At 48.5% G+C, this 22309-nt stretch carries 20 protein-coding genes; 10 read left to right on the top strand and 10 right to left on the bottom strand.

Features of this window, described 5'->3' with window-relative positions:
- Positions 1-35 precede the first annotated feature (35 nt).
- Positions 36-173, top strand: a complete 138-nt coding sequence (locus tag PMG25_RS21170) for a hypothetical protein (protein WP_283768885.1) — start codon at positions 36-38, stop codon at positions 171-173.
- Positions 174-285: 112 nt separating this feature from the next.
- On the opposite strand, the gene PMG25_RS21165 is transcribed toward PMG25_RS21170, so the two are convergent.
- Positions 286-1017 carry a hypothetical protein gene (locus PMG25_RS21165; RefSeq protein ID WP_283768884.1) on the bottom strand — a complete coding sequence of 244 codons (732 nt, stop codon included), beginning with the start codon at positions 1015-1017 and terminating at the stop codon, positions 286-288.
- A 31-nt stretch (positions 1018-1048) separates the two neighbouring features.
- Here PMG25_RS21165 and PMG25_RS21160 point away from each other — a divergent pair, with 31 nt between their 5' ends.
- Positions 1049-3766 (top strand): CHAT domain-containing tetratricopeptide repeat protein, encoded by a 2718-nt coding sequence (locus PMG25_RS21160; protein WP_283768883.1) that lies wholly within the window; start codon positions 1049-1051, stop codon positions 3764-3766.
- A 28-nt stretch (positions 3767-3794) separates the two neighbouring features.
- Here PMG25_RS21160 and PMG25_RS21155 read toward each other — a convergent pair whose 3' ends face one another.
- Positions 3795-4553, bottom strand: coding sequence for a PEP-CTERM sorting domain-containing protein (locus PMG25_RS21155; protein WP_283768882.1), 759 nt, complete (start codon positions 4551-4553; stop codon positions 3795-3797).
- A 324-nt stretch (positions 4554-4877) separates the two neighbouring features.
- Here PMG25_RS21155 and PMG25_RS21150 point away from each other — a divergent pair, with 324 nt between their 5' ends.
- Positions 4878-6398 carry a family 10 glycosylhydrolase gene (locus PMG25_RS21150; protein ID WP_283768881.1) on the top strand — a complete coding sequence of 507 codons (1521 nt, stop codon included), beginning with the start codon at positions 4878-4880 and terminating at the stop codon, positions 6396-6398.
- A gap of 61 nt (positions 6399-6459) precedes the next feature.
- Here the strand turns inward: PMG25_RS21150 and PMG25_RS21145 are convergent, their stop codons facing one another.
- Positions 6460-7710 (bottom strand): metallophosphoesterase family protein, encoded by a 1251-nt coding sequence (locus tag PMG25_RS21145; RefSeq protein WP_283768880.1) that lies wholly within the window; start codon positions 7708-7710, stop codon positions 6460-6462.
- Positions 7711-7820: 110 nt separating this feature from the next.
- On the opposite strand from PMG25_RS21145, the gene PMG25_RS21140 reads away from it, so the two are divergent.
- Positions 7821-9041, top strand: coding sequence for a glycosyltransferase family 4 protein (locus PMG25_RS21140; protein ID WP_283768879.1), 1221 nt, complete (start codon positions 7821-7823; stop codon positions 9039-9041).
- 52 nt (positions 9042-9093) lie between these two features.
- Positions 9094-10446: a hypothetical protein gene (locus PMG25_RS21135; protein WP_283768878.1), complete on the top strand. Its 1353-nt coding sequence runs from the start codon at positions 9094-9096 to the stop codon at positions 10444-10446.
- A gap of 188 nt (positions 10447-10634) precedes the next feature.
- On the opposite strand, the gene PMG25_RS21130 is transcribed toward PMG25_RS21135, so the two are convergent.
- Both PMG25_RS21130 and PMG25_RS21125 read right to left on the bottom strand, forming a co-directional pair.
- Positions 10635-11378, bottom strand: coding sequence for a DUF561 domain-containing protein (locus tag PMG25_RS21130; RefSeq protein ID WP_283768877.1), 744 nt, complete (start codon positions 11376-11378; stop codon positions 10635-10637).
- A gap of 93 nt (positions 11379-11471) precedes the next feature.
- The gene (locus PMG25_RS21125) at positions 11472-11873 is read right to left on the bottom strand and encodes a hypothetical protein (protein WP_283768876.1); all 402 of its coding nucleotides are present in this window, start codon (positions 11871-11873) and stop codon (positions 11472-11474) included.
- 142 nt (positions 11874-12015) lie between these two features.
- Between PMG25_RS21125 and PMG25_RS21120 the strand changes: the two genes are divergently transcribed.
- Positions 12016-13689, top strand: a complete 1674-nt coding sequence (locus PMG25_RS21120; RefSeq protein WP_283768875.1) for an ArnT family glycosyltransferase — start codon at positions 12016-12018, stop codon at positions 13687-13689.
- Here PMG25_RS21120 and PMG25_RS21115 read toward each other — a convergent pair.
- Together PMG25_RS21115 and PMG25_RS21110 are read right to left on the bottom strand one after the other, a co-directional pair.
- Positions 13678-14076: a hypothetical protein gene (locus PMG25_RS21115; protein ID WP_283768874.1), complete on the bottom strand. Its 399-nt coding sequence runs from the start codon at positions 14074-14076 to the stop codon at positions 13678-13680. The two genes, PMG25_RS21120 and PMG25_RS21115, sit on opposite strands and share 12 nt — an antisense overlap.
- Positions 14077-14281: 205 nt before the next feature.
- The gene (locus tag PMG25_RS21110; RefSeq protein ID WP_347178901.1) at positions 14282-14674 is read right to left on the bottom strand and encodes an AbrB family transcriptional regulator; all 393 of its coding nucleotides are present in this window, start codon (positions 14672-14674) and stop codon (positions 14282-14284) included.
- A 227-nt stretch (positions 14675-14901) separates the two neighbouring features.
- Here PMG25_RS21110 and PMG25_RS21105 point away from each other — a divergent pair, with 227 nt between their 5' ends.
- The 4 genes from PMG25_RS21105 to PMG25_RS21090 all read left to right on the top strand — a co-directional run bounded on the left by PMG25_RS21105 (position 14902) and on the right by PMG25_RS21090 (position 18950).
- Positions 14902-15345: an Rrf2 family transcriptional regulator gene (locus PMG25_RS21105; protein WP_283768872.1), complete on the top strand. Its 444-nt coding sequence runs from the start codon at positions 14902-14904 to the stop codon at positions 15343-15345.
- A gap of 11 nt (positions 15346-15356) precedes the next feature.
- Complete coding sequence (cbiB, locus tag PMG25_RS21100) at positions 15357-16325, top strand: adenosylcobinamide-phosphate synthase CbiB (RefSeq protein ID WP_283768871.1); 969 nt, start codon at positions 15357-15359, stop codon at positions 16323-16325.
- A gap of 126 nt (positions 16326-16451) precedes the next feature.
- Positions 16452-17012, top strand: a complete 561-nt coding sequence (gene pyrR / locus PMG25_RS21095) for a bifunctional pyr operon transcriptional regulator/uracil phosphoribosyltransferase PyrR (protein ID WP_283768870.1) — start codon at positions 16452-16454, stop codon at positions 17010-17012.
- Between the two features lie 42 nt (positions 17013-17054).
- Entirely contained in the window at positions 17055-18950 is a 1896-nt protein-coding gene (locus tag PMG25_RS21090; protein ID WP_283768869.1) for an ArsA family ATPase, read from the top strand.
- A 7-nt stretch (positions 18951-18957) separates the two neighbouring features.
- Here the strand turns inward: PMG25_RS21090 and PMG25_RS21085 are convergent, their stop codons facing one another.
- The 3 genes from PMG25_RS21085 to PMG25_RS21075 all read right to left on the bottom strand — a co-directional run bounded on the left by PMG25_RS21085 (position 18958) and on the right by PMG25_RS21075 (position 22134).
- The gene (locus tag PMG25_RS21085) at positions 18958-19257 is read right to left on the bottom strand and encodes a hypothetical protein (protein ID WP_283768868.1); all 300 of its coding nucleotides are present in this window, start codon (positions 19255-19257) and stop codon (positions 18958-18960) included.
- 230 nt (positions 19258-19487) lie between these two features.
- The gene (locus PMG25_RS21080) at positions 19488-20534 is read right to left on the bottom strand and encodes a M42 family metallopeptidase (RefSeq protein WP_283768867.1); all 1047 of its coding nucleotides are present in this window, start codon (positions 20532-20534) and stop codon (positions 19488-19490) included.
- A gap of 64 nt (positions 20535-20598) precedes the next feature.
- Positions 20599-22134 (bottom strand): ammonium transporter, encoded by a 1536-nt coding sequence (locus PMG25_RS21075; RefSeq protein ID WP_283768866.1) that lies wholly within the window; start codon positions 22132-22134, stop codon positions 20599-20601.
- Positions 22135-22309: the final 175 nt, after the last annotated feature.

Genomic DNA, 22309 nt, shown 5'->3' with positions numbered 1-22309 from the left:
AGGATAAGCTTTATCCTTGCTTTTGGGATTATGCATTGCCAAAAGTCTATACCTTTACGGATTATAAAGTCTTCTCGATCAAAAAACAAACGGGATCGACTGGTGGCGATCGCCTAAATCCCCGTATTTCTCTAGCAGAAGTGCAGACCCTGCAAAAAAGCGCTTCCAAGTGAAAGTACCCAAACCTAGATTAAGACTGTTGCTGAGGCTCCCCCATTCCGCCAATACAGCACTTTTCCCTGTATTGGGAGAACCTGCCCCTACAAAATTGAATAAAAATAATCATTAAAAGGGTAATCTGGGAACACTGGGAACCGGAACTGGGGGTGCAGGAACCGGAATTCCTTGGGCAGTACAAGTAAAGCCTAAATCCCCAAATAATTGTAGACAAACCGATCGCAGGGCCCCTTCTACAGTCACCGGTATCGTAAAGCCCTGGAACAGTTCACCCGCAACAATTTGGGCGAATTCTTCCGGGGTAATATCCTGAATTTGTCCTAAAAGATTACCCACCACGGGCAGCTTTTGACCCGCGCTTAAAATCACCGGTTCAACCGCGTCTAACGCTCCTTGGGGAATGACTGAAACTGTACCTTCTAAAACCTTGATATTGCCATTATTTTCCGCATCTATTTCTAAAAGATAAAGCGTTCCTTGAACATTGACTAAAAAACCGGCAATACAACCATCAACTGGCCCGCTCACCAGCAATTGACCATTTTTCACTTCCACACATTGACCGACGGTAACCGAAGAATGACTTCCCAAACGACCCACAGCTCCATTATTAAACTCTAGACCCGCTCTAGCTTCTTGGGTAACCACGGCTTGGCCAAAATCGGCTTGATCTTCCACTTTGGCGGGGTTTTCTTCGATGAAGACTTCTTCACTATCTAAAATTTCGTTCACTTCAGCTTGGTTAATTTGAGCCAAGCTAGAGAGGGGAGAACAGAAAATTGTTCCACTCGCGAGTAAACTGCTGATAAGAATACGAGAAATTCTGGGCAGAGTATTCATAGGTTGATGATTTTCAAATGTATAAAATAATATGAGTTTCAATCGCTTAACTCCAACCCGTTTCAGGCTGTGGCTCTTCGCTGTCCTATTGGGCATACTTTTGGCAATTGGGGGCGAAAAACTTTTCGCCCCAATTCCGTTCGCTCCTCACCGTCCCCATGCAGAACCCCTAGCCTGGGGGGTGGAAAGTTCCCCAGAAGCTATGGAGATGTTCCGAGAAGGGATGAAACACTATACCCAAGGAACAGCCACGGGACTGCGGGAGGCGCTGAAGTCTTGGGAAGTGGCACTCAAGCTTTCGCAAGAGAGTGAAAATACTGCCCAGGAAATCATCATCCTCAATTGGATGGGGTTAACCTATCGCGAGTTGGGGGAGTTTGACCAAGCATTCTCCCTTTATAACCAGCTTTTACCGAGAACGGCTAGTCGTCCCCAAACCGAAGCCAGTGTGCTGTTGTCCTTGGCGCAGGTGCATACAAAGCTCTCTAACACCCAAGAGGCTTTGGATATGTATAATCAGGCGTTGGGGGTTTGGCGCAGTGTCAATTTCCAAACGGGAGAGGCGGCGACGTTGAATAATATTGGTGTCGTCTATACGGAGTTGGGGGACTATAACCAGGCGCTTGCTACCTACAACCGCGCTTTGGAGTTAGTGAAGGAGTTGGGCAATTCAAAATCGATCGCCGCAACGTTAAATAATATTGGTGGAACTTATAGCGATTTGGAGCGCTATTCCCAAGCTTTGATTTACTATCAGGATGCCCTGGAACTGTGGCAAGAGGAGGAGGATCTAAGGGGAAAGGCGAGTACGTTTAATAATATTGGCTTTGTCTATGCGAAGTTGGATAAGCTCGATAATGCTTTAGCAACTTATGTGAATGCGCTGCCGTTATGGGAAAAATTGGGCGATCGCGCCGGAAAAGCGAGTACCTTAAATAATCTGGGCTATGTTTATGCCCAACAAGGCGATTTAGAGTTAGCCCTAACTTACTATAACCAGGCTCTGGAATTACGGCGACAGGTGGGCGATCGCCCCAAGGAAGCCCTGACACTCTATTCTATTGCCCAAGCGCAGCGCCAACACGGGGATCTCGAACTGGCTCAAACGACTATAGAAAGCGCCCTTACCTTGATCGAGGATCTGCGAACCCGCGTCAGTGCCCAGGATCTCAGAAGCACATTTTTTGCCAGCAAGCAAGAGTATTATGAGTTTTATATCGATCTGCTCATGGAGCTTCATCGAAATAACCCCGATCGCGGATATGATGCTCAAGCTTTAGAAGCCAAAGAACGAGCCAGTGGGCGATCGCTCCTGGACTTGCTCACAGAAGCTAAAATTGACTTGCATACGGGAGTCGATCCGGCACTGGTTGCACAAGAAACAGACCTCAGAGAGCAACTATCCGCCCTAGAAGAGCGAAAACTTAGGCTGCTGCGAAACCATTATCAAGCCGATCTAGCGGCACAACTCGATCGAGAAATAGAAGAGTTATTACTCACTTACCGCGATGTTCGCGCTCGTATCCGTGCCACCAGTCCCCACTACGCCAACCTCACCCAACCCCAACCCCTGACTGTGGCGCAGATGCAACAGCAAGTCGTGGATCGGGATACGACTCTCATCACCTATGCTCTGGGAAAAGAGCGCAGCACTGTATGGGTTTTAAATTCTAATGGTTTGCATAGTGCCCAACTGCCGAGCCGAGAGGCGATCGAAAAAGCTGCCGCCGAGTTTCGGGAAGCGGTGATTGCTCCCACCCTCAGAATTCGCCGACGACGCACAGAAGGAGCAGCGCACATCCTCAGCACCATGATTTTAGACCCCATTGCTCCCTATCTGGAGGGGGAACGGCTGGCAATTATCAGTGATGGGGGACTACAATACATTCCTTGGGCGGCGATCGCTGCTCCGGCTTCTGTAAATACCTATACCCCTCTGATTGTTGATTATGAACTCGTCACCCTTCCCAGTGCCTCTAGTCTCGGTCAACTCAGGCAGGATATTGCCCAACGCCAACCCGCCCCCAAAACCCTAGCGATCCTTGCCGATCCGGTGTTTAGTCCCCAAGACAACCGGCTTAAACTTGAAACTCAACCCGCAGAAAATTTTTTACCACCAGAGTTAGAGCGATCGGCTAGAGAAGCGGGACTCATTTTCGATCGCCTCCCCTTTACCCAAGCAGAAGCTGAAGAAATTCTCGCCCTATTGCCCCCAGAACAAACAACCCAAGGCTTTGGGTTCCAAGCGTCTAAGGCGATCGCTACCAGTCCCGACATCAGCCAATATCGCATCCTCCACTTTGCCACCCATGGACTGCTCAACAGTATCACCCCGGAACTCTCCGGCTTAGTTCTTTCTCTGCTCAACCCCGAAGGAGAGGCGATCGACGGTTTTCTCCGTCTCCACGAGATCTATAACCTCGATCTTCGCGCTGAACTCGTGGTTCTCAGCGCCTGCGAAACGGGACTCGGAAAAGCGGTTCGGGGTGAAGGCTTAATTGGACTGACTAGAGGCTTCCTCTATGCGGGTGCGGCACGGGCGATCGTTAGTCTCTGGCAAGTCGATGACCGCGCCACCGCCCAACTGATGATTCACCTGTATCAAAACATGCTGCAAAACAACCTCTCGCCCGCCGCCGCTCTCCGAGCTGCCCAGCTAGAACTTTGGAATAGCGAAGAATACCAACTGCCTTACTTCTGGGCAGCTTTCACCCTCCAGGGAGAATGGCAACCTTCAAAGGGACTATAAAATACCCTCTACTCTCAGTGAATCTTCATTAAGATTGACGGCGTTTGCGACCAGCCAACAAACCCACTAAACCGAGAGAGAACAGAGACAAGGTAGCGGGTTCTGGAACAGAAACCCCTGGATCTCCTTCAACCAATTTAATCTGATAGGCGAGATTAGAATTATTGGGTTTCGCGCCTTCTAACCAAGTCATGGTTGATTGTCCTGTGAGGGTAAAGTCACCGACGATATTGCCGATGTGAAGATAGTCAGCATCAACGTAGCCACAACCGACTCCACTTGAACAAGAGGCGCTAGAGAAAGCGCCAATAGCGGATGACATGGTTTCATCACTCAAGAATAAGTTATCCACCACCATACTGGTTCCTTCCTTGCGAGCGCTGGTGCGGATGTAGAGGTCGGAAAAATTATCCTCGAAGATCTCGGTTTTGCTCAGTTCAATACCAGCGACGGTATAGGTGAGGGTATTGAGCAGACTGTCAAAGGCTAAGGAAAAATCAACCGCTTCACCACTTACCCAACTATCATAGTTGGCTTGCACCCGATTTTGGGAACTGTTGGTATGGTCGTGAATATTCAGTTCATGGTCTCCTACACGACCAATGCGGCTTTCTGCTGCCCAGGGAATGTCTAAACCTAAGTCGTCAAATTCAGCTCCATTGAGATGGCCGCCAATGGTGAAGGCTTGGGCGGCGCTGGTCATAGAGAGTAAGCTTAAGGTGGTGGTAGTGGCGATCGCGCCAGCGATGCGGGGCATTATCGCTGCAAAAACTTGAGAGGATTTCATAATTATTTCTCCTGGGTAGCGCACGTTTAGGGGTTTGAATAAGATTGAGTGCATGTCATATCCCTAATTTAAGCTGCCAGTTTTGCTCGTGACTAGCTTAAATCCCCTTCTTCACCAACTCTTCACATGGATATGAAGATTCGGTAAACTACGGATCTCCTATCGGACTCATATAACTGGCGATCGCCTCATCCAGATTTTCCCCCCTTCACTCGGTACAATGATCGGTAGTCTTAGGGCGAATTCACCTCATCGATCTTCGGTATCCTAGATCGGGGAGAACCCACCCCTACCAACTCCTGCAACCCACTCGATCTGTTTTTCATGACTTCTCCCTTCTTGAGACCTTACAAGTTCAATCTTTGGCTGGCCTTATTTCTGCTTCTCTCCCCCATTTTAGGAACCCTGACCCAGGTCAAACCCGGCTCTGCGGCTGTCAATGCCCACTGTCAGTTATCCAATCAAGAGCGGCAAGCAAAAGAACAGGCACGCCAAGCCGCCCTGAGTGGAAATCCTGAAGCCCAACAGCGCTATCAAGCTTTAGTTCAACAACATACCGCCCAACTGCAAAATTGCCGCGCCCGCACTTGGCCCCAAACCCAAGCCATTTGGCTGCGCCTCTATCCCTGTGATTTATTTAACGGAAACTTAGATCGGGTGATGGATGAGATTGTCAATAAGGGCTATAACGAGGTCTATATTGAAGCCTTTTTTAACGGTCAGGTTCTCTTACCCGCCAACGATAATCCCACCCCTTGGCCCTCTGTAGTTCGGCTTCAGGGGCAGGAAAATGCTGATTTGTTAGCCCTAGCCATTGAGAAAGCTAGAGAACGGGGGTTACGGGCTTATGCCTGGCTCTTTTCCATGAACTTTGGTTATAACTATAGTTTGTTGGGCGATCGCCAACAAGCCCTAGCCCGCAACGGCAACAACCAAACCAGCCTCTCCGTTCATGACGCAAAAGACACCGGCTACGATCTCACCGGAGGCGACAGCCAGAATGTATTTATCGATCCCTATCATCCCCAAGCCAAACGAGATTATTATTATTTAGTCAACTCCATCCTCAAACGTCAGCCTGATGGGATGCTCTTTGACTATATTCGCTATCCTCGGCTCACCGGCCCCGCTTCCGTCGCCACCAAAGTCCAAGATTTATGGATTTATGGCCCCGCCTCCCAACAGGCGCTCTATCAACGGGCCACGAATAACCAGGGTCAATACATCATTCAAGCCTATATCAGCAAAGGATACATTACCATTGACGATCTGCAAGCCGCCAAGCAGCGCTATCCCCAAGAAGGGCAACCCCTGTGGCAAGGTCGCAATACTCCCCAAGGCTCCCTCAGTTTAAGACAACAGCAAAACCGCCTACAACAGGAACTCTGGTTACTCAGTGTTGCCCATGCTCTGCAAGGGGTGATCGATTTTCTGGTTCTCGCCAGTGCCCCGGCTCAACGGCAAGGGTTACCCACCGGAGCGGTCTTTTTCCCTGATGCTAACAAAGTAGTGGGCAAAGGTTATGATTCCCGCCTGCAACCTTGGGACAGATTCCCCGCCTCTATGGAATGGCATCCCATGTCCTACGGTGTTTGTGGCGGAACCGAGTGTATTACCGAACAGGTGGAGCGGGTGTTAAGTATGGCGGCTCAAAATGTGCAAGTTAAGCCCGTCTTAGCCGGACAATGGGGACGAGATTACAGAAATCGTCCCTCTTTAGAAGCTCAGATGCGTGATTTGCAACGGTGGCAGGGCCGCATTTCAGCCATTAGTCATTTTGCTTTTTCTTGGCAAGAACCGCAAATCGATCGCCAACGGCGCTCCTGTCGGCAATCCTCGTCATAAATACCCCTCTTCTGTACTCATTACTCATTACTTAAAAGCGCAAAGCGCTGTATGCAAGCCCCTACTCTTTCTCTGTCAATAATTGCTCGACAAACTGATAGAGAACAGAGGGATGTTCGCTGTCTAAAACCTGTTGTTTTAGCACTCTTAAGCCTTTGGCTAGAGGTTCGGCTTGATGCTGATAATTGGTATTGGCGCTGAGTAAATCCTCAAAAACTTGTTGTTCAATCTCTTCCCGTTTTGGGGGGTCTCCACCTTTGGGGAAAGGACTTTCATATTCCGTTCCGGTGACTTCATATTTGAGCAAGAAAATCAGCGCTTCACTTTTTTCATGTAATTTTTGCCGTAATTGACGCACATTAATATCTAAGCGATTAAATCCCAATTGTCCCTCAATTCGCAGTTCAACGATCGCCCCCCTCATCTTGTCTTTTTCCTTACTCACCTTCTCCACCGCCGCTTCTTCAACTTCCTCTTGCGTTTGCTCCTTATTCACCTTTAACTTAAGGCGGACAATCGGTCGCTGATAATAGTCTCGCTTTAAATCAGCCTGAATTTCCCCCTCCTCCAGAGTAACTAAATACACACCTCTAGGGTTTTGATCCTGCCCTTCGGCAATACTATTGGCTTCCGTAGAGCCAGGATTAAAAATCCATCCTTCGGCCGTATACTGTTTATGAATATGGCCCAACGCCAAATAATCAATTCCCGCATCCTTGAGCGGTTGTAACTCCTCATATTTGAGTGCCCCCGAATAGCGCGAAATTTGCCCCTCTAAACCATGGTGAAATAACATGATTTGATAGGTGGGGGGAGTGGGCAACTTTTGAATCGACTCTGCCAACTGAGCGATCGCCTTCGGAGCAGATGCACCATACCAGCGAGATCCAATCACCCTAACATCACAAGGCAGATCGATATAGCCTCCCTGCTGTGTTTCCGGAGTCCAGCGATCGTAAGCTTGGTCAGCATTGGGTTCGAGTAAAATCAGCAACCCACTATCGGCTAAATAGCGCAACCAACTGGTTCTAGTGCCATAGGGGAGGTTATCATGATTGCCCTCGATCGCCAACACCGGAATATTAGCCTTTTGCAGCAATTCTAAGCCAATCTGAGCCTGGTTCAGGGTTGCCGGTAGAATTTGGCGATGCTCGAATAAGTCTCCCGCAATGATGACAAAATCCACAGATTCGGCGATCGCATATTTCTCCAGAGCATCCTGAAACGCAAAAAAGAAATCCTTCGTGCGATCGGCATTATCGTAGCGATCGAATCCTAGATGAACATCAGACAGATGTAAAAATCGAGCCATACTTAAGGATTAAAATTGAGATGACCATTTCAAAGAGGGTCTGACCATTGATGCTTCATCAGAGATGATGAATAATAGAGAGCATTGAATCTCTCTATTTAAAAAAAACAATGAAAATTTTAATGCTCTCTGTCACCTTTCCTTATCCTCCCACAGAAGGGAGAATACAGATGAGAACTTTTCATTTACTCAAATATTTAAGTCGAGATCATTCTATCACCCTGGTTACGCAACAGACCAATCAAGTCAGTGATGCCCACCTTGAAGCCTTGCGCGAGTATGTTCATGAGTTAGTCGTCTTTCCCCCTCCTCCAGAACCGACTCCCGGAAAATTCTCTAAACTCAAGCGCTTTCAAAACTTCTTTCAACAAGGAACACCTAGCGCTGTAAAGTCCATATTTTCAGAACCCATGCAGCAGTGGGTCGATCGAGCCGTCGCGACTCAAGGCTTTGATGCGATCGCCTGTGAACATCGGCTCAATGAAATTTATGTGCGTCCAGAGTGGCAAAACCATTATGGAACCCTGGCCAATATCCATAACTCAGTCTATCGCACGCATAAAAATCAGTTACAAACCAAGACATCCGACAATCAAGTGCGAGATCAAATTAGTTTGCCCCTGCTGCGACAGTATGAAAAACGCTATATGAGTAAGTTTCGCCATCTTGTAGTCATGACCACTGAGGATAAACGGACTCTGCTGGAGATGAACCCAGAAAGCCGTATTAGCGTGATTGGCAATGGTGTCGATCTGAGCTTGTTTCCTAAGCGTACCGAAGATCCCGGAGGTCATCAATTGCTGTTTATGGCAGCAATGGATAATCGAGTCAATATTGATGCGGCCCGGTTTTTGAGCTTAGAAGTGTTTCCCCAACTCCAAAATCGCTATCGGGAGGTTTCCCTGAAGCTGGTTGGAGCTAGACCTGTACCTGAAGTGAGCGCCCTTGGAGAGCGGCCGGGAATCACGGTTACGGGAGAAGTCCCTTCTCTGGTTGAATATTTGCATAGCGCGACGGTTTGTGTGATTCCCATTCGTACCGGTTTGGGGATGAAGAATAGGACTCTCGAAGCCATGGCCACAGGGATTCCGGTGGTAGCGAGCGATCGCGCTTTAGAAGGTTTGGCCGCCGATGGGCCGGAGATTCCCCAACGGGCCCTGCGAGCTAATACCATCGAAGATTATGTGGTGAACATTAGTCGTTTGTTTGAAAATCCGCCTTTAAGAAAAAAATTGTCCCGTAACGGCCGAGAGTTGATTGAACAGGAGTACACTTGGGAACGGGTAGGTATGCGCTATGAGAAAGCGCTCCTGACTGCAACCCAAGGTTAATTTTCATTAATGGTTGTGAATTGCTGTCCGCAGCTTTGGGAATTGAAACTCTATGAATGAGGATACAGGAAGCGTATTTTCTGAAAGCGACCCTCAGCGGCCGTCTTCCCTACAGGCTATTTTTGGCCTGATTGTGTTGACCTTGGGACTCTCTAGTGTGGTGGCTGGAGTTTGGGTGGCTCTACAATTGATGGTCAATCCAGATGCTCTGATTTGGGTGAATCAATATTTACCGAAAACCACCCAGTTAGGGGAAACCAATCGCCGGTCTCTGCAAACGTTAGATGAAATTGAGGATAAGCTGATTCAATCGGGTTACACTCCCGGTTATCCCTTGGAGATGAAAGTGGGCCCCTATGAGGATATGATGCTGCCGATTTTTGCCCATCGCCAGGGGTGTCAACCGGATGCGCCGGGATCTCCCACTTGTCGGTATATTTATCAGTTAAGAATTTATCGCCGCATTAGCGATCCAGAGCCGTTTGAGCGGGCGAAACCGATGTATCAGTTTATTAATCAACTGGAGATTGAGTCCCCGACAGAGAGTTTTGTCCTTCAGCCTTTGAACTTAAAAACGGAAACGTCTAATGAACCCCTACCGTTGACGGGGTTAAAGTGGAGTAATGGCGCTCTGGTTAATCGTGAGTCGGCGCAGTGGGTGAATCTGACGGGGACGGTGACGAGGGAGGGCAAAGAGATTCTCTATGGTCAGATGATTTATTACAATCCCAAGACTACCTATGTTGGGTCGTTTGCCAGTTGGACGAGTCCAGCCAATGAGTTGCCGGTCTGGTCGAAGCATCCGAAGTGGCCTCAACAGCCGTTTTTGACGGTGAATCAGACGATGGGTTTGGAGCCACGGTTTGAGATGTATCAGGTGCAACCGAGGACGTTTTTACCGGCTCCTGTGGAGTTGCAACCGGTTTCTCTGGATCGGATGTTGTTGAAGGGTTCTGAGTATGCCGAGGCCATGCAGTTGGCGAAAAGTGGGTTATGGACTCCGGCGAAGCAACGGTTGCATGGTTTGTGGAATAAACCGGGATGGTCGGTAGATATTCAAGGACAATGGGAGTTGATTAACCGTCATGCCCATTTGAGTGCCCATAATGCCAAGCAATCTTGGGCTTCTCCGAGTCAGCAGGTGTTCACGCGGATCGTTGACGGGCGCTGGGATGAGGCGTTGGAGATTTATAAGGCTTCGGAGAGTCGGGAGGAAATCGATCGCTTGTTGGCGACGGATACGGGGGTTTTATGGACTCGGATTAAGGGGGCGATCGCTGTTGATCCGAAGCAGAAGGCTGTTCTGACTTGGGGGGCGCTGCTGCGACGGGCCCAGGATGGCCCGGAAGGGGCGATCGCCTGGCTCAAAGAACAGGGCGTTGAGGAGAATTTGGTGGATTTTTAAGGGGTTTTGAGTGTGTCTAAATTCGATTAAGGTTGATACTGGGGCAGTTTATCTACAACGACGATATCTGTAGGGGCTTTCCGGCCGTTTCGCTATGCGCTCCGCGCAGGCTACGCCAATGCGACATGAAACGCCCCTACAATTATGTCTTCCTGCTATGTCTTCCTGCCCCAGCGAATCGACTATAGTTAGGAATGGAGGACGATCGCCGAATTCAGTGCTTCTACCAGAGAACGCACCACAGCCACCATTGCCAACTCATTATCTAACCGGTTAATCGCTGAACCCACGCCAATACCTTGAGCGCCAGAGGCGATCGCCATGGGTGCGGTAACATTAGACAAGCCAGAGGCACATAACACTGGCACTTCTACCCCACGGGAAATTTCATAGGCAGCCGCTAAGGTAGGAGCCGCTTTTTCAATTAATCCCAATGTGCCCGAATGGGTAGGTTGACTGCTGGTTCCCCCTTCCGTTTGAATCACATCTGCACCTTCAGCAACCAAGGCTTGGGCTAACTGTACCTGTTCATCCAAGGGTAAAATGTGAGGAACGGTCACCGAGAGCATGATATCGGGAAGCAGCGATCGCACGTCTTGCGTCAGCGCCAAAACCTCATCCGCCTCAAATCGCCGTCCTTGGGCATAGAACGCATCAAAATTCCCAATCTCAATCAAATCCGCTCCCGCGTCCACTGCTGCCACAAATTTCTGCGGCTCCACGGCAGAAACACATAGGGGTAGACTCGTCAAACTGCGGCCAAGACGCACCAAATCGGGATCGGCAGCAATATCCACAAACGTTGCCCCCCCGCGATCGGCAGCCTTCACCACCATAGCTGTGCGATCGGCATCAAAATTCATTAACCCACTAATCACTTTCAGTGCCCGTCCTTGGGCTAAAGCGGGTTGCAGTTGAGGAAGAATCGCCATAAAACCTAATCTCTGATAACGATAGTTAATGTACCCTTAATTGTGCCACGTCCCTTAGACAAAATTGGGCCAAAATTCATAAAACCCTCCGGACTACCACAGAGGCAAAATCGGGGTAATCGAGTCCTGATTCGATTCCGATGCATTACTCCAGCTTTGGGGACTCATCTCCTCTGACTCAACCGTTTTCACTAAGCTTGTACTTTCTGCCCATTGGGCCGGATCGACCCCTTGGGAAGCCAGGATTTCAGCCGATCCATCCCACTCATTCTCCTGTTTTCCAGAGGCGATCGCCGGACTAAACCAAACTAAAGCCGTGCTGCCACTGGCTCCTAAAATCACCGCTAGGGGAACAAACTCACTCTTGACCACTTTTACAATCGGAATACAAATGGCTAACATCGCCACCGCACAGGGCCAAATAATCGCAGTAGCCGCAATTTTTGACCCTCGACCTCCTGTATGCCGTTCGACTCGATGCACTTGTTTAACCATAGACTCAGCCTCCCATTCATACACAGGTAATCAATAATCACTAAGCTCTTTGCTTGCCGAACAGAAATTCTTTCCCCTGAAAGCGTATACTATACCAGTTGATAGCGATCCTCATGACTGCTGACTTCCCCTCCTGACTTCCATGTACCGTAATTTTTGGTCTATTCAATCTCCCAAGCCTTTTCTGAGAGTGGATCATCCGATCGATCGCTTTTGGGCGTTGGGATTTTTAGTAGCCGCCCTTGTGCTATTTATGATTAATTTAGGGGGAGTGCCCTTAAGAGATTGGGATGAAGGGACGATCGCCCAAGTTGCTCGTAATATGAGCCGCTCATCGAGTTGGGAGGGTTGGATCTTTCCCACCTTATCAGGATTACCCTATTTTAATAAACCGCCCCTGGTGCATTGGTTAATTGCCTTAATGTATCACGGGGTGGGGGTGAATGAATGGGCCACTCGTTTTCCTTCTGCCCTGCTGAGTGCAACCTCAGTTCCTCTCTTTTATGGTTTGGGTTTAGAGTTGTTTCGTCAACGACTACCAGCCCTTTTTTCGACGCTGATTTATTTAACATTATTACCCGTGGTTCGCCATGGCCGGTTGGCCATGTTAGATGGGCCAGTTTTATGTTTTTTGCTGCTGATGGTACTATTTGCGCTCAAAGGACGGCGCAATCTTCCCTATAGTTTAGGCGTGGGGTTAGGGTTGGGTTTAATTGCTCTGACTAAAAGTATTTTAGCCCTGTTGTTAGGGGCGATCGCCCTGATTTTTTTAGCCTGGGATACCCCCCGTTTACTCAAGTCGGCGTATCTGTGGATGGGGGTTCTCCTGGGGTTGACTCCCGTCACCCTCTGGTACGGTATGCAACTGCTCCATTATGGTAACCCGTTTCTAGAAACCGGTTTAGTGCATCAATCCTTGAGTCGCATTTGGCAGTCTGTAGAAAATCGATCGGGCCCTCCGTGGTATTATCTGTTGGAAATTCTCAAATTATCAGCGCCCTGGTTGTTGATGTTTATTCCCGGTTTGCGATTAGCTTGGCAACATCGCAGTTGGAGTTGGGGCAAGTTAGTTTTAGTTTGGGCCAGTGTTTATTTCGCCGCTATTTCTATCATGAGTACCAAGTTGCCTTGGTATGTACTGCCTTTATATCCGGCTTTAGCATTAGCGGGAGGGGCACAACTGACAGAGTTTTGGACGGCCTATTCCCAAGGGTTTCCCCGATTAAAACCCCGGTTTATCCATGCCTTAACCGGGTGTTTTTGCAGCTTGGGCTTTGTCGCTTGGGGCGCTACTTTTTATCTGGCGATCGCTCAAAGACTGTCGAGTTGGATGATTCTTGCGGTGGTGGGATCGGTTGCGGTAACCTTAACCGTGGTGAGCCTTTTATTTCAACAACGCGATTATCAGTTTATTGGCATGTTGGCCTGGGGCTGTTATGTGTCGTTATTGCTATTGATGGCTTCTCCCATTTGGGTGTGGGAACTTGAAGAAGGATTTGCGGTTAAACCAGTTGCCCAAGTGTTAATTGCCCATACTCCTGTTCAACAACCGATTATGACTAATTATCCCCATGGTCGGCCTTCCCTCGATTTTTATAGCGATCGCCGCTTGATTCCGGCTAACTTTGACCAAATTCTAGAAACTTGGTCGAAATATCCCCAACCCTATCTTCTTTTAGACCAACAGGGATTACAGGAACTCGAAGCTCGGTTTCCCAACAGAGTCCAACGGTTAGGATCGGCAGAAGGGTGGACATTGGTAACCCAATCTTCAGCCTTTTCCGCTTCCGGTTCGAGTTCCAGCTTATGGATGTAGCGATCGCATCATCTGACTCCCTTCTTCTATCCAATGGGGGATCGGATTCTCTACCGGTTTTACCCGTTCAGTCGCAGCTAAAGCCAAACTAAACAGGACAATACTCACCATCACTGTAATCCAATAGGGGAGTTTCGCACTTCCACAGTCTCTGATCGCCCTCGCTAGGGGATGACTTTGGCGGCGCAATAATTGACTGGAAATAAAAGGTTTCAACATGAATGGATCGCGCACATAATGGCCACTCTTACTGACCACTAATCGTTGCTGACAATAGGGACAGATATAGAGTCCACTGTTCAACTGTTCTAAAGGTAAGACCTGAACTCGATGACAAATGGGACAGGTAGGCGAGTGACTCTCAAAATTAAATGTATCTGCATTCATTGCACTTAATGCGTTGAAAACCCTTTTCATTCTACCCCAGGCCTAGGGAGAAATCAGGTTAAGAATCCTTACTCTTTTGGGGACTTCTCCAGAATCAGTGTGTTCTGGTTTTTTTTCCTGCATTTCTCCCCTCCAGATCCCTTCACGGGCGTGGATTCAGGAGGTTAGATCACCCATCGATTGATCCGAAAGGGGGAGTCAAGGCTTAGTCTTCACCATTCTCTTCCGATCCGATTTGCTTGAGATGAATATGTTTGCGGCCTAAAGAAATTTCAAACTCATCACCCGGTTGCAGATCCATCTGCTTAGTATAGGCTGCCCCGATCAGTAAGTTACCATTCGATTGCACACTAATCCGATAGCTGGCGCTGCGTCCACCTCGCCCATTCGATGAGTTTTTCCCATCTAGCTCAATTCCTTCAGCGTCGATTAATGCATTGAGGAATTTCATCATATTCACCCGCTCTACCCCACCTTTAGTGGTGGTAGAGTAGCCACATTCTTTAGCTTTATCCTCTTTGCTCAGGTGGTCTAGCTCTTTAACCTTGTTAACTAACTCTTGACCGACTAGAGGTTTCATTTTCTCTGTTTTACTCATCACTTAACGGCTTAATTTAGAACTGTTTTCAGTTTAACTGATATTTGCCGAAAAAAAAAGTTGTTCTTTTCACCGGATAGTAACAATATATTACAACCCCTCGCACAAAAGTTGACCCATGTCAGAATAAAATCGTGACCTCAGACACCCTCATCCTAACTGAAGCATCGTTAGGGATTTCATCAAGATTGTAAGTCCCCCCATCCCACCCATAGATTGCCCCAAAGATGAAGTTGACAACCCGTGGACATTATAGTGTTAAGGCCCTGTTAGATTTAACCTTACAACCGGGATATGGCCCCTCATCTGTGCAAGCGATCGCCACTCGTCAACAGATCTCGGCGGCCTATTTAGAAAAACTGCTGATTCAACTGCGAGAAGCGGGTCTAGTTTATTCCCTTCGAGGGGCCCAAGGAGGCTACGGTTTAGCCCATCAACCGGCCCATATTTCTCTGGGGCAAATTCTCGAAGCCGTGGGAGAAACCTTACCGACACTGGCGGATTCTCCTCCCGATAACAATCAAGTGGAAGACTGGGTAACCTATAGCTTATGGAATCGCCTACATCAAAAACTCAAAGAATCGTTGTATACTATTTCCCTAGAAGACCTGTACTTCGATGCTCGCAGTTGGCAAGCCTCCCAAGGAGAAGCCAGTAATTTTGTCGTTTAGTGCAAAAACTTATGGTGTTCTTCTGGCCCCCGATCAGTTTAGCGATCGCCTCAATTCTGGATTTTCTGATCGGCGATCCTTGGCATTGGCCCCATCCTGTTCAACTAATGGGAAAATCGATCGCCCAAGGAAGTGAGCTTATTCTCAAATTTTGCCACTCTCCCCGAAGCCAACGATGGGCAGGAGTTGCCCTAGGTCTTACGGTTATAGGCATGGCTGCCCTAGTTAGTGATAGAATCATCTGGCTGGCTAACACTGTTCATCCCCTCCTAGGAATCAGTATCGAAAGTGTACTTTTAGCCAGTTGTTTTGCGGGCAGAAGTTTACACCATGCTGCCCTAGAGGTTCTCCATCCTCTACAAGCTGGGGATCTCGACAGTGCCCGTCAAAAGCTTAGTTTGTATGTGGGTCGAGACACCCAAACCCTGGATGAACCAGAAATTCTTCGAGCTGTCCTAGAAACCCTAGCTGAAAATGCTATTGACGGTGTGACAGCACCCCTCTTTTATGCTATTTTAGGCACTCTAATTCCCGGTTTAAGCCCTCTCCCTCTGGCCATGGGGTACAAAGCAGCCAGCACCTTAGATTCCATGATTGGCTATCGAGAACCCCCCTACTTATATATGGGTTGGTTTAGTGCCAAACTCGAAGACTTCCTCACCTGGCTTCCCTGTCGCTTAACGGTGATTACTCTGGGGCTATTATCTGGTCAATTAAAAAAAGTTTGGGCCCTATGTCAACGGGATGCAATCCATGACCCTAGTCCCAATTCTGGATGGAGTGAATGTGTCTATGCAGCCATTCTAGGAGTTCAATTAGGGGGAGTCAATACCTATAGAGGAACGATCAAAATTAAACCCCCTTTAGGCGATCCAATCCACCCCATTACCCCCGACTCTATCTGGCAAGCCTTAACCCTCACTCGCTCTTGTTTTTTGCTGTGGTTAGGGCTAGGGATTGCTCTGGGATTACTCTTTTAGGATCGCCCACTGGACTGGCTCTGAGCTAACTGGTTGCAGACCCTCGCTTTTTTCAGGTGGATCGACCATAATTAAAACATCTATTTTGGCGAACTGGCCTGAATAACGCCCTATCTGTCTGCGATCATGACCGCTCAAATTGTTGAAATTCTTGATGCTGACGAAATTCGTCGCACCTTAACTCGGTTAGCCTCCCAGATTATAGAAAAATCCGGGGAATTATCGCAAATTGTCCTCCTGGGTATCCATACCCGTGGAGTCCCTTTAGCCCATTTAATTGCCGAACAAATTACGCTGCTTGAACAAACCTCCGTTCCAGTTGGAGCCTTAGATGTTACCTTTTATCGGGATGATTTGGATCAAATTGGGGTGCGAACTCCAGCAAAAACGGAAATTCCCCTGGATTTGTCGGGCAAAACCGTAGTTTTAGTGGATGATGTGATCTACAAAGGGCGGACAATTCGAGCGGCCCTGAATGCGGTTAGTGATTATGGTAGACCCGCAGAAATTTGGCTGGTGGTGTTGGTGGACAGGGGTCATCGAGAATTACCGATTCATCCTGATTTTAGTGGGAAACAATTGCCGACCTCTAGGGAAGAAAATGTGAAAGTGTATTTAAAGGAAGTGGATGGCTATGATGCGGTAGAGTTAATTACTCGCAATACCAGTGGAGATGTTTCAGAGTAAAACTGGTAGTACCATAGGGGATGGACAACCGATCCTGGTGCTATGAATTCATACGATCGCCTACAACTATTGCTCTTGAGTGGGAAAGGGGGCGTGGGGAAAACCACCCTCTCCTGTGGGTTTGCTCGCTATTGGGGCCAACAGTTCCCCAACGAGAAGGTGTTACTGCTCTCGACCGATCCGGCCCATTCCTTGGGGGATGTCCTGCAATGTCGGGTTAGCGGCGATCGCCTTTCCCTCCCGGATCTGCCTAATCTAGAAGTCCAAGCCCTCGATGCAGCAGCTCTACTACAAGAATTTAAACAGCGCTACGGTGAAGTCTTACAACTGCTGGTGGAACGGGGCAGTTTTGCAGCAGCCGAAGATTTAACCCCCGTCTGGGATTTAAGTTGGCCGGGACTCGATGAATTAATGGGAATCTTAGAGATTCAGCGTCTGTTGCGCGAGCAAGAAGTAGACCGGGTAGTGGTGGATATGGCCCCCAGTGGCCATGCGCTGAATCTATTGGGGTTAATGGATTTTCTTGACCAGTTTTTAGAAGCCCTGGATCTGTTCCAGGAAAAGCACCGGGCTATCAGTGAAGCGTTTACCGGTCGCTATCAGGGCGATCGAGGAGATGAGTTTTTACAAGATATGAAGGCCGATCTGCAAACGGGACGGGCCCTATTGCAAGATCAAGAGCGCACCCGTTGCGTCGTGGTGGGGATCGCTGAAGCCATGAGTTTAGAAGAAACTCGGCGGTTTGTCACCTCTCTACAAGGGTTGCAGATTCCCTTGGGAGGGGTTTGGGTGAATCGGTTGGTAGCGGGATCGGAAGATTTATCCCCAGGGGATCGAGACCGCTATGCAGAGCAGCAGCAGATTCTCCCCCAATTTCAGGAACTGGTGGATAGTTTGCCCCTGTTGGGGATTGCCCAATGCGCCAGTCCTCCCTTGGGAAGTGAAGCCTTAGATCGGGTCATGGCCCAGATGTGCCCAGTGACGGTGCAGGATGGGGAAATTGCCTCCACTGAGGTCACTTGGCCCGATCGCATCCCACCGGGTTTACCCGATTTTATCGCCCAACAGCGCCGCTTAATCATCGTTGGCGGTAAAGGGGGAGTGGGGAAAACTACGGTAGCGGCGGCGATCGCCTGGGGAATGGCCCAAACCCACCCCAAACAGCAAGTCCGGGTGATTTCCATCGATCCGGCCCATTCCTTGGGGGATGCCTTTGGACAGCCTTTAGACCACGATCCCCAGGCGATCGATCTCCCCAACCTAACGGCCGCAGAAATCGATTCTCAAGTGCTTCTCAATCAATTTCGCGAGGACTATCTTTGGGAACTGGCTGAAATGATTAGCGGCGATTCTCCCACCCAGGAAAACCTAAAATTACTCTATGGCCCAGAAGCTTGGCGGAAACTCGTCTCCCTCTCCTTCCCTGGGATTGATGAAATTCTCGCCCTCTTAGCCGTCATGGAACTCTTGGAGAGTCAAGAGCAAGATTTAATCATCCTGGATACTGCACCCACCGGCCATTTACTGCGATTTCTAGAAATGCCCACAGCCTTAGCCGACTGGTTAGCCTGGGTGTTCAAATTATGGATTAAATATCAAGATGTTCTCGGACGTACCGAGTTTATGGGCGAACTCCGCACCCTGAGAAAACGGGTAGTTACAGCCCAGAAAAAACTAAAGGATGATCGGCATACTGAATTTATTGGGGTGGTACAGAATCAACCGGCGATTTTAGCGGAACACCATCGATTAAGTACATCGTTGAAGGATCTAGAGGTTAATCAAAACTATGTGGTTTGGAACTATAGTTGCGATCGTCATGACCAATTGGGTTTTGATAGCGAGCAAACTGTGATTCATCTTCCTCCCTTGCCTCGCTCTATTCAACCTCTTGTGCGGATTCAAGGAGCTGCACGATTACTGTTTGAATCGTTCTAGAAGAGGATTAGGAGAAAGCGGGGCTGAGGTTCAGGGTTTGAGCTTCATCAACTTGCTGATTGGCCAGAGACTTGAGATTCACCCAAACTTTGTAGCCTTGCTCAGAGCAAGTAATGCAGCTTCTGACGTTTTTTTCAGCCATGTCACAGGCATAGCCATAGGCTTGTAGACGTTTCTCTTGGCTGTAAGAACGGACGTAAGTATACATTTCATTTTGGTAAGACATCGCTTCCTGGACACCATCGTTCCAGTATTTGAAGGGTTTGACGAATTGTTCTTGGATGATGGAGGGTAAACTTACAGACATAATCGGCTCCTAAAAATTCCTTACTGGTGTGTTCCTCATGTTCATCATGATAGGAGGTGAATGTGAAAAACCTGTGAAAGTTAAGGTTCACATCCCTCTATAAACAGTTTACATAACTTTACGTTTTTTAGGAAAGGTTTATATAGGGCTTTTTTGGTATACCGAGATACAAAAAGCCTCATGAATCATCAGGATTCCTAACCAGAGAGTTAAAAAATTCCATTCAATCCTCAGACGTAAGGTTTAATGGAGCTAACATAGCGCACTAAAATTTCGAGACAATTGCCGATCGCCCCTAAATGGGCAATTTCATAGCCATGGGTATTCTGGGTGGGGAAACCCAAACAGGCTCCACGAGCCACATGGCCGAACTTCATGGCAATGGAGGCATCACTGCCAAACCCACTTAGAATCGCCCGTTGGATAGGAATTTGGGCCGCGTCAGCCGCCTGTTGTAACTCCTTATTTAAGCCCTCATCATAGAGGCCATAACTATCTTGGGAGAGCAAAACCGGAGCCACCCCATCGGCGATCGGATATTCTGGAGCTAAAGGGCAGATTTCCAGAGCAATCAAGGCTTCTAACCGATGGTGCTGGCTAAAATACAACGCTCCAATAGCTCCCACCTCTTCCTTAGCCGAAGCCACCAAATAGACATCCACAGGTGGCTCTTTCACCCGCTCGGCCAGACCTAAGAGAATAGCCACCGAAGCCTTATTATCCAACGTATAACTGGCAATATAATCATGCAACCGGATGGCCCGCTTGCGGTGTTTCCCCACCACCACACGAGTTCCCGGACGCACCCCAGCCTCTTGTAACTGCTCCTGAGTGAGCTTGGTTTCGATCCAAACCTTTTCCCACTCTACAGGTTTCGTTTCCTGCTGCACCTTTTGGGGAGACTCATGGGAAACATGGCGAGAGCCAAAACTGAGGATACCGGAAATTGTGCGGCGATCGCCCAAAATATCCACCACCCCCTCCCCATACACCCAAGGAAAGGAGCCTCCCAGCTTGCCCACCTCTAACCGTCCCTGGGATTGAACCCGCTTGACTATTGCGCCAATTTCATCCTTATGGGCCGTAATGGCGATCGCCCGACTCCCCTCTTGACCAGGAATTTTAGCAATCACATTATCGGCCCAATCCATCGTCACCTCCACCCCCAAGCGTTTAAACTCCGCCAACAGAAACTGATTCATTTCTCCCTCCACCCCACTTGGAGAATGGAGCATCACCAGATCTTCAATCCGCTTAAACCAGCTATCCCAGTTCATAAGAATCAACGTTCCCCCTACCTACACCCATTTTGAATTGTCAATTGATCTTACTCCTGTGCTTTCACTCCTGTTCTTTCACAAACCCACTATAGGCTTCCATACTGTGTTCGCTCAGATCCAAGCCCTCTTGTTCCTCCATGGGACTCACTCGTATCCCCACTGTAAAACTAAGGCTCAACCACAACAGCAAACTAAACGCAATCATGGCAAACCCAACGGCAAGCACCCCCAATAACTGATTGAGTAACTGAGAATACCCACCCCCTAAAAGCAAGCCTGCCAAGGGGCCCGCCGTTTCACCATACCAGGGATAAATATCGGGCCCCACACTAAACAAACCTAGTGCCAACGTTCCCCAGATCCCACAGACCAAATGGACAGAAATCGCCCCAACCGGATCATCAATGTGCCATTGTTCCAAATACACGACAGAAAAGACCACAATGATGCCAGAGATCGTACCAATGGCGATCGCGCTCCCCATATTGATATAAGCACAGGAGGCCGTAACAGCAACTAACCCAGCCAAAATCCCATTAATAATCATCGTCAGATCTGGCTTACCAAAATAGCGCCAAGACACCACCGTAGCCGTGACCCCACTAGCGGCCGCTGACATATTCGTAGTCAAAATAATATGGGTAATCGCTTCTGGATCAGCCGTTAACGTCGAACCCGGATTAAATCCAAACCATCCCAACCACAAAATCAGACACCCTAGGGTAGAAATCGCTAAATTATGGCCCGGAATAGCAGCAATTTGCCCATCTGGATATTTATCGATGCGCGGCCCCAATAAAACTGCCCCCATAAAAGCCCCCCATCCACCCACAGAATGAACAACGGTCGAGCCAGCAAAATCCCAAAAGCCCAGTTGGGCGAGCCATCCATCGCCCCAAATCCAATGACCAATGACGCTGTAAGCCAATCCTACTAAGCCCACGCTAAACAGAATAAAGGCAGCAAATTTAATCCGTTCGGCCACGGCTCCAGAGACAATCGTCGCGGCTGTACCCGCAAAGGCCAGTTGAAAGAAAAATTTAGCTTTCAGGGGAATAGCAGCCCAATCGAGGGAGCGATAGACCCCTTCATAGGCTTCTCCCACGGCGGGACTATTGTCAGGGCCAGTGAGGAAAAACCCTTGCAGTCCAATAAAGGGGTTGCCATCGCCAAACATCAAGGCAAAGCCAGTGGCCCAAAAGGCTAGAGAGGATAAGGCAAACACAATCAGATTTTTTGCTAAAATATTAACAGCACTTTTATGGCGGCAAAAGCCTGTTTCTAGCATGGCAAAGCCAGCATTCATAAAAAACACCAGCACTCCAGTAAAAATCACCCACAACGTATTGAGGATGATTTGCATTTGATCGGGGATGTCACTACTCAAACCACTTGGAGTCTGGGCTTGGGCGATCGCCTGCCATCCCAAAGGAATTAAAGCCGTCATCACTCCGAGACTTGCCCAAAACCAGAGTGAGTATTCCTTAATACTTATTTTCGAGTGAGTTTCCGGCTTGAAAACCTTTGGCTTCAATCGCGAATACTGTTTTTTCATCTCTTGAATATACGGATTTTGGGTAAACAATTTAAGTGTCATTGGAAACTTTGGCAAGGGCTGGACTCTTCGGATTTGGGGAAGTCCCAGGAGAAGAGTCCATCTAATCTTAATCATTTAAGCTTTAATTTTGCCTAGAAAATCCGATTCTTAAATGCATTAAATGATACAGAATCTTTGTACTGTTTTCTGTTATACCGATCTTGAGGAAAACTTT

The organism is Roseofilum capinflatum BLCC-M114, assembly GCF_030068505.1.
GTDB classification, from domain to species: domain Bacteria; phylum Cyanobacteriota; class Cyanobacteriia; order Cyanobacteriales; family Desertifilaceae; genus Roseofilum; species Roseofilum capinflatum.
Note: the sequence above shows the minus strand (reverse complement) of the source record. Positions and strands in the feature narration are given on the sequence as shown.

What these genes read in the sequence shown, in the direction of transcription:
- PMG25_RS21165 (WP_283768884.1), bottom strand. Translation starts at nt 1,017, where the DNA reads ATGAATACTCTGCCCAGAATTTCTCGTATTCTTATCAGCAGTTTACTC.
- PMG25_RS21160 (WP_283768883.1), top strand. Translation starts at nt 1,049, where the DNA reads ATGAGTTTCAATCGCTTAACTCCAACCCGTTTCAGGCTGTGGCTCTTC.
- PMG25_RS21155 (WP_283768882.1), bottom strand. Translation starts at nt 4,553, where the DNA reads ATGAAATCCTCTCAAGTTTTTGCAGCGATAATGCCCCGCATCGCTGGC.
- PMG25_RS21150 (WP_283768881.1), top strand. Translation starts at nt 4,878, where the DNA reads ATGACTTCTCCCTTCTTGAGACCTTACAAGTTCAATCTTTGGCTGGCC.
- PMG25_RS21145 (WP_283768880.1), bottom strand. Translation starts at nt 7,710, where the DNA reads ATGGCTCGATTTTTACATCTGTCTGATGTTCATCTAGGATTCGATCGC.
- PMG25_RS21140 (WP_283768879.1), top strand. Translation starts at nt 7,821, where the DNA reads ATGAAAATTTTAATGCTCTCTGTCACCTTTCCTTATCCTCCCACAGAA.
- PMG25_RS21135 (WP_283768878.1), top strand. Translation starts at nt 9,094, where the DNA reads ATGAATGAGGATACAGGAAGCGTATTTTCTGAAAGCGACCCTCAGCGG.
- PMG25_RS21130 (WP_283768877.1), bottom strand. Translation starts at nt 11,378, where the DNA reads ATGGCGATTCTTCCTCAACTGCAACCCGCTTTAGCCCAAGGACGGGCA.
- PMG25_RS21125 (WP_283768876.1), bottom strand. Translation starts at nt 11,873, where the DNA reads ATGGTTAAACAAGTGCATCGAGTCGAACGGCATACAGGAGGTCGAGGG.
- PMG25_RS21120 (WP_283768875.1), top strand. Translation starts at nt 12,016, where the DNA reads ATGTACCGTAATTTTTGGTCTATTCAATCTCCCAAGCCTTTTCTGAGA.
- PMG25_RS21115 (WP_283768874.1), bottom strand. Translation starts at nt 14,076, where the DNA reads ATGAATGCAGATACATTTAATTTTGAGAGTCACTCGCCTACCTGTCCC.
- PMG25_RS21110 (WP_347178901.1), bottom strand. Translation starts at nt 14,674, where the DNA reads ATGAGTAAAACAGAGAAAATGAAACCTCTAGTCGGTCAAGAGTTAGTT.
- PMG25_RS21105 (WP_283768872.1), top strand. Translation starts at nt 14,902, where the DNA reads ATGAAGTTGACAACCCGTGGACATTATAGTGTTAAGGCCCTGTTAGAT.
- cbiB (WP_283768871.1), top strand. Translation starts at nt 15,357, where the DNA reads ATGGTGTTCTTCTGGCCCCCGATCAGTTTAGCGATCGCCTCAATTCTG.
- pyrR (WP_283768870.1), top strand. Translation starts at nt 16,452, where the DNA reads ATGACCGCTCAAATTGTTGAAATTCTTGATGCTGACGAAATTCGTCGC.
- PMG25_RS21090 (WP_283768869.1), top strand. Translation starts at nt 17,055, where the DNA reads ATGAATTCATACGATCGCCTACAACTATTGCTCTTGAGTGGGAAAGGG.
- PMG25_RS21085 (WP_283768868.1), bottom strand. Translation starts at nt 19,257, where the DNA reads ATGTCTGTAAGTTTACCCTCCATCATCCAAGAACAATTCGTCAAACCC.
- PMG25_RS21080 (WP_283768867.1), bottom strand. Translation starts at nt 20,534, where the DNA reads ATGAACTGGGATAGCTGGTTTAAGCGGATTGAAGATCTGGTGATGCTC.
- PMG25_RS21075 (WP_283768866.1), bottom strand. Translation starts at nt 22,134, where the DNA reads ATGACACTTAAATTGTTTACCCAAAATCCGTATATTCAAGAGATGAAA.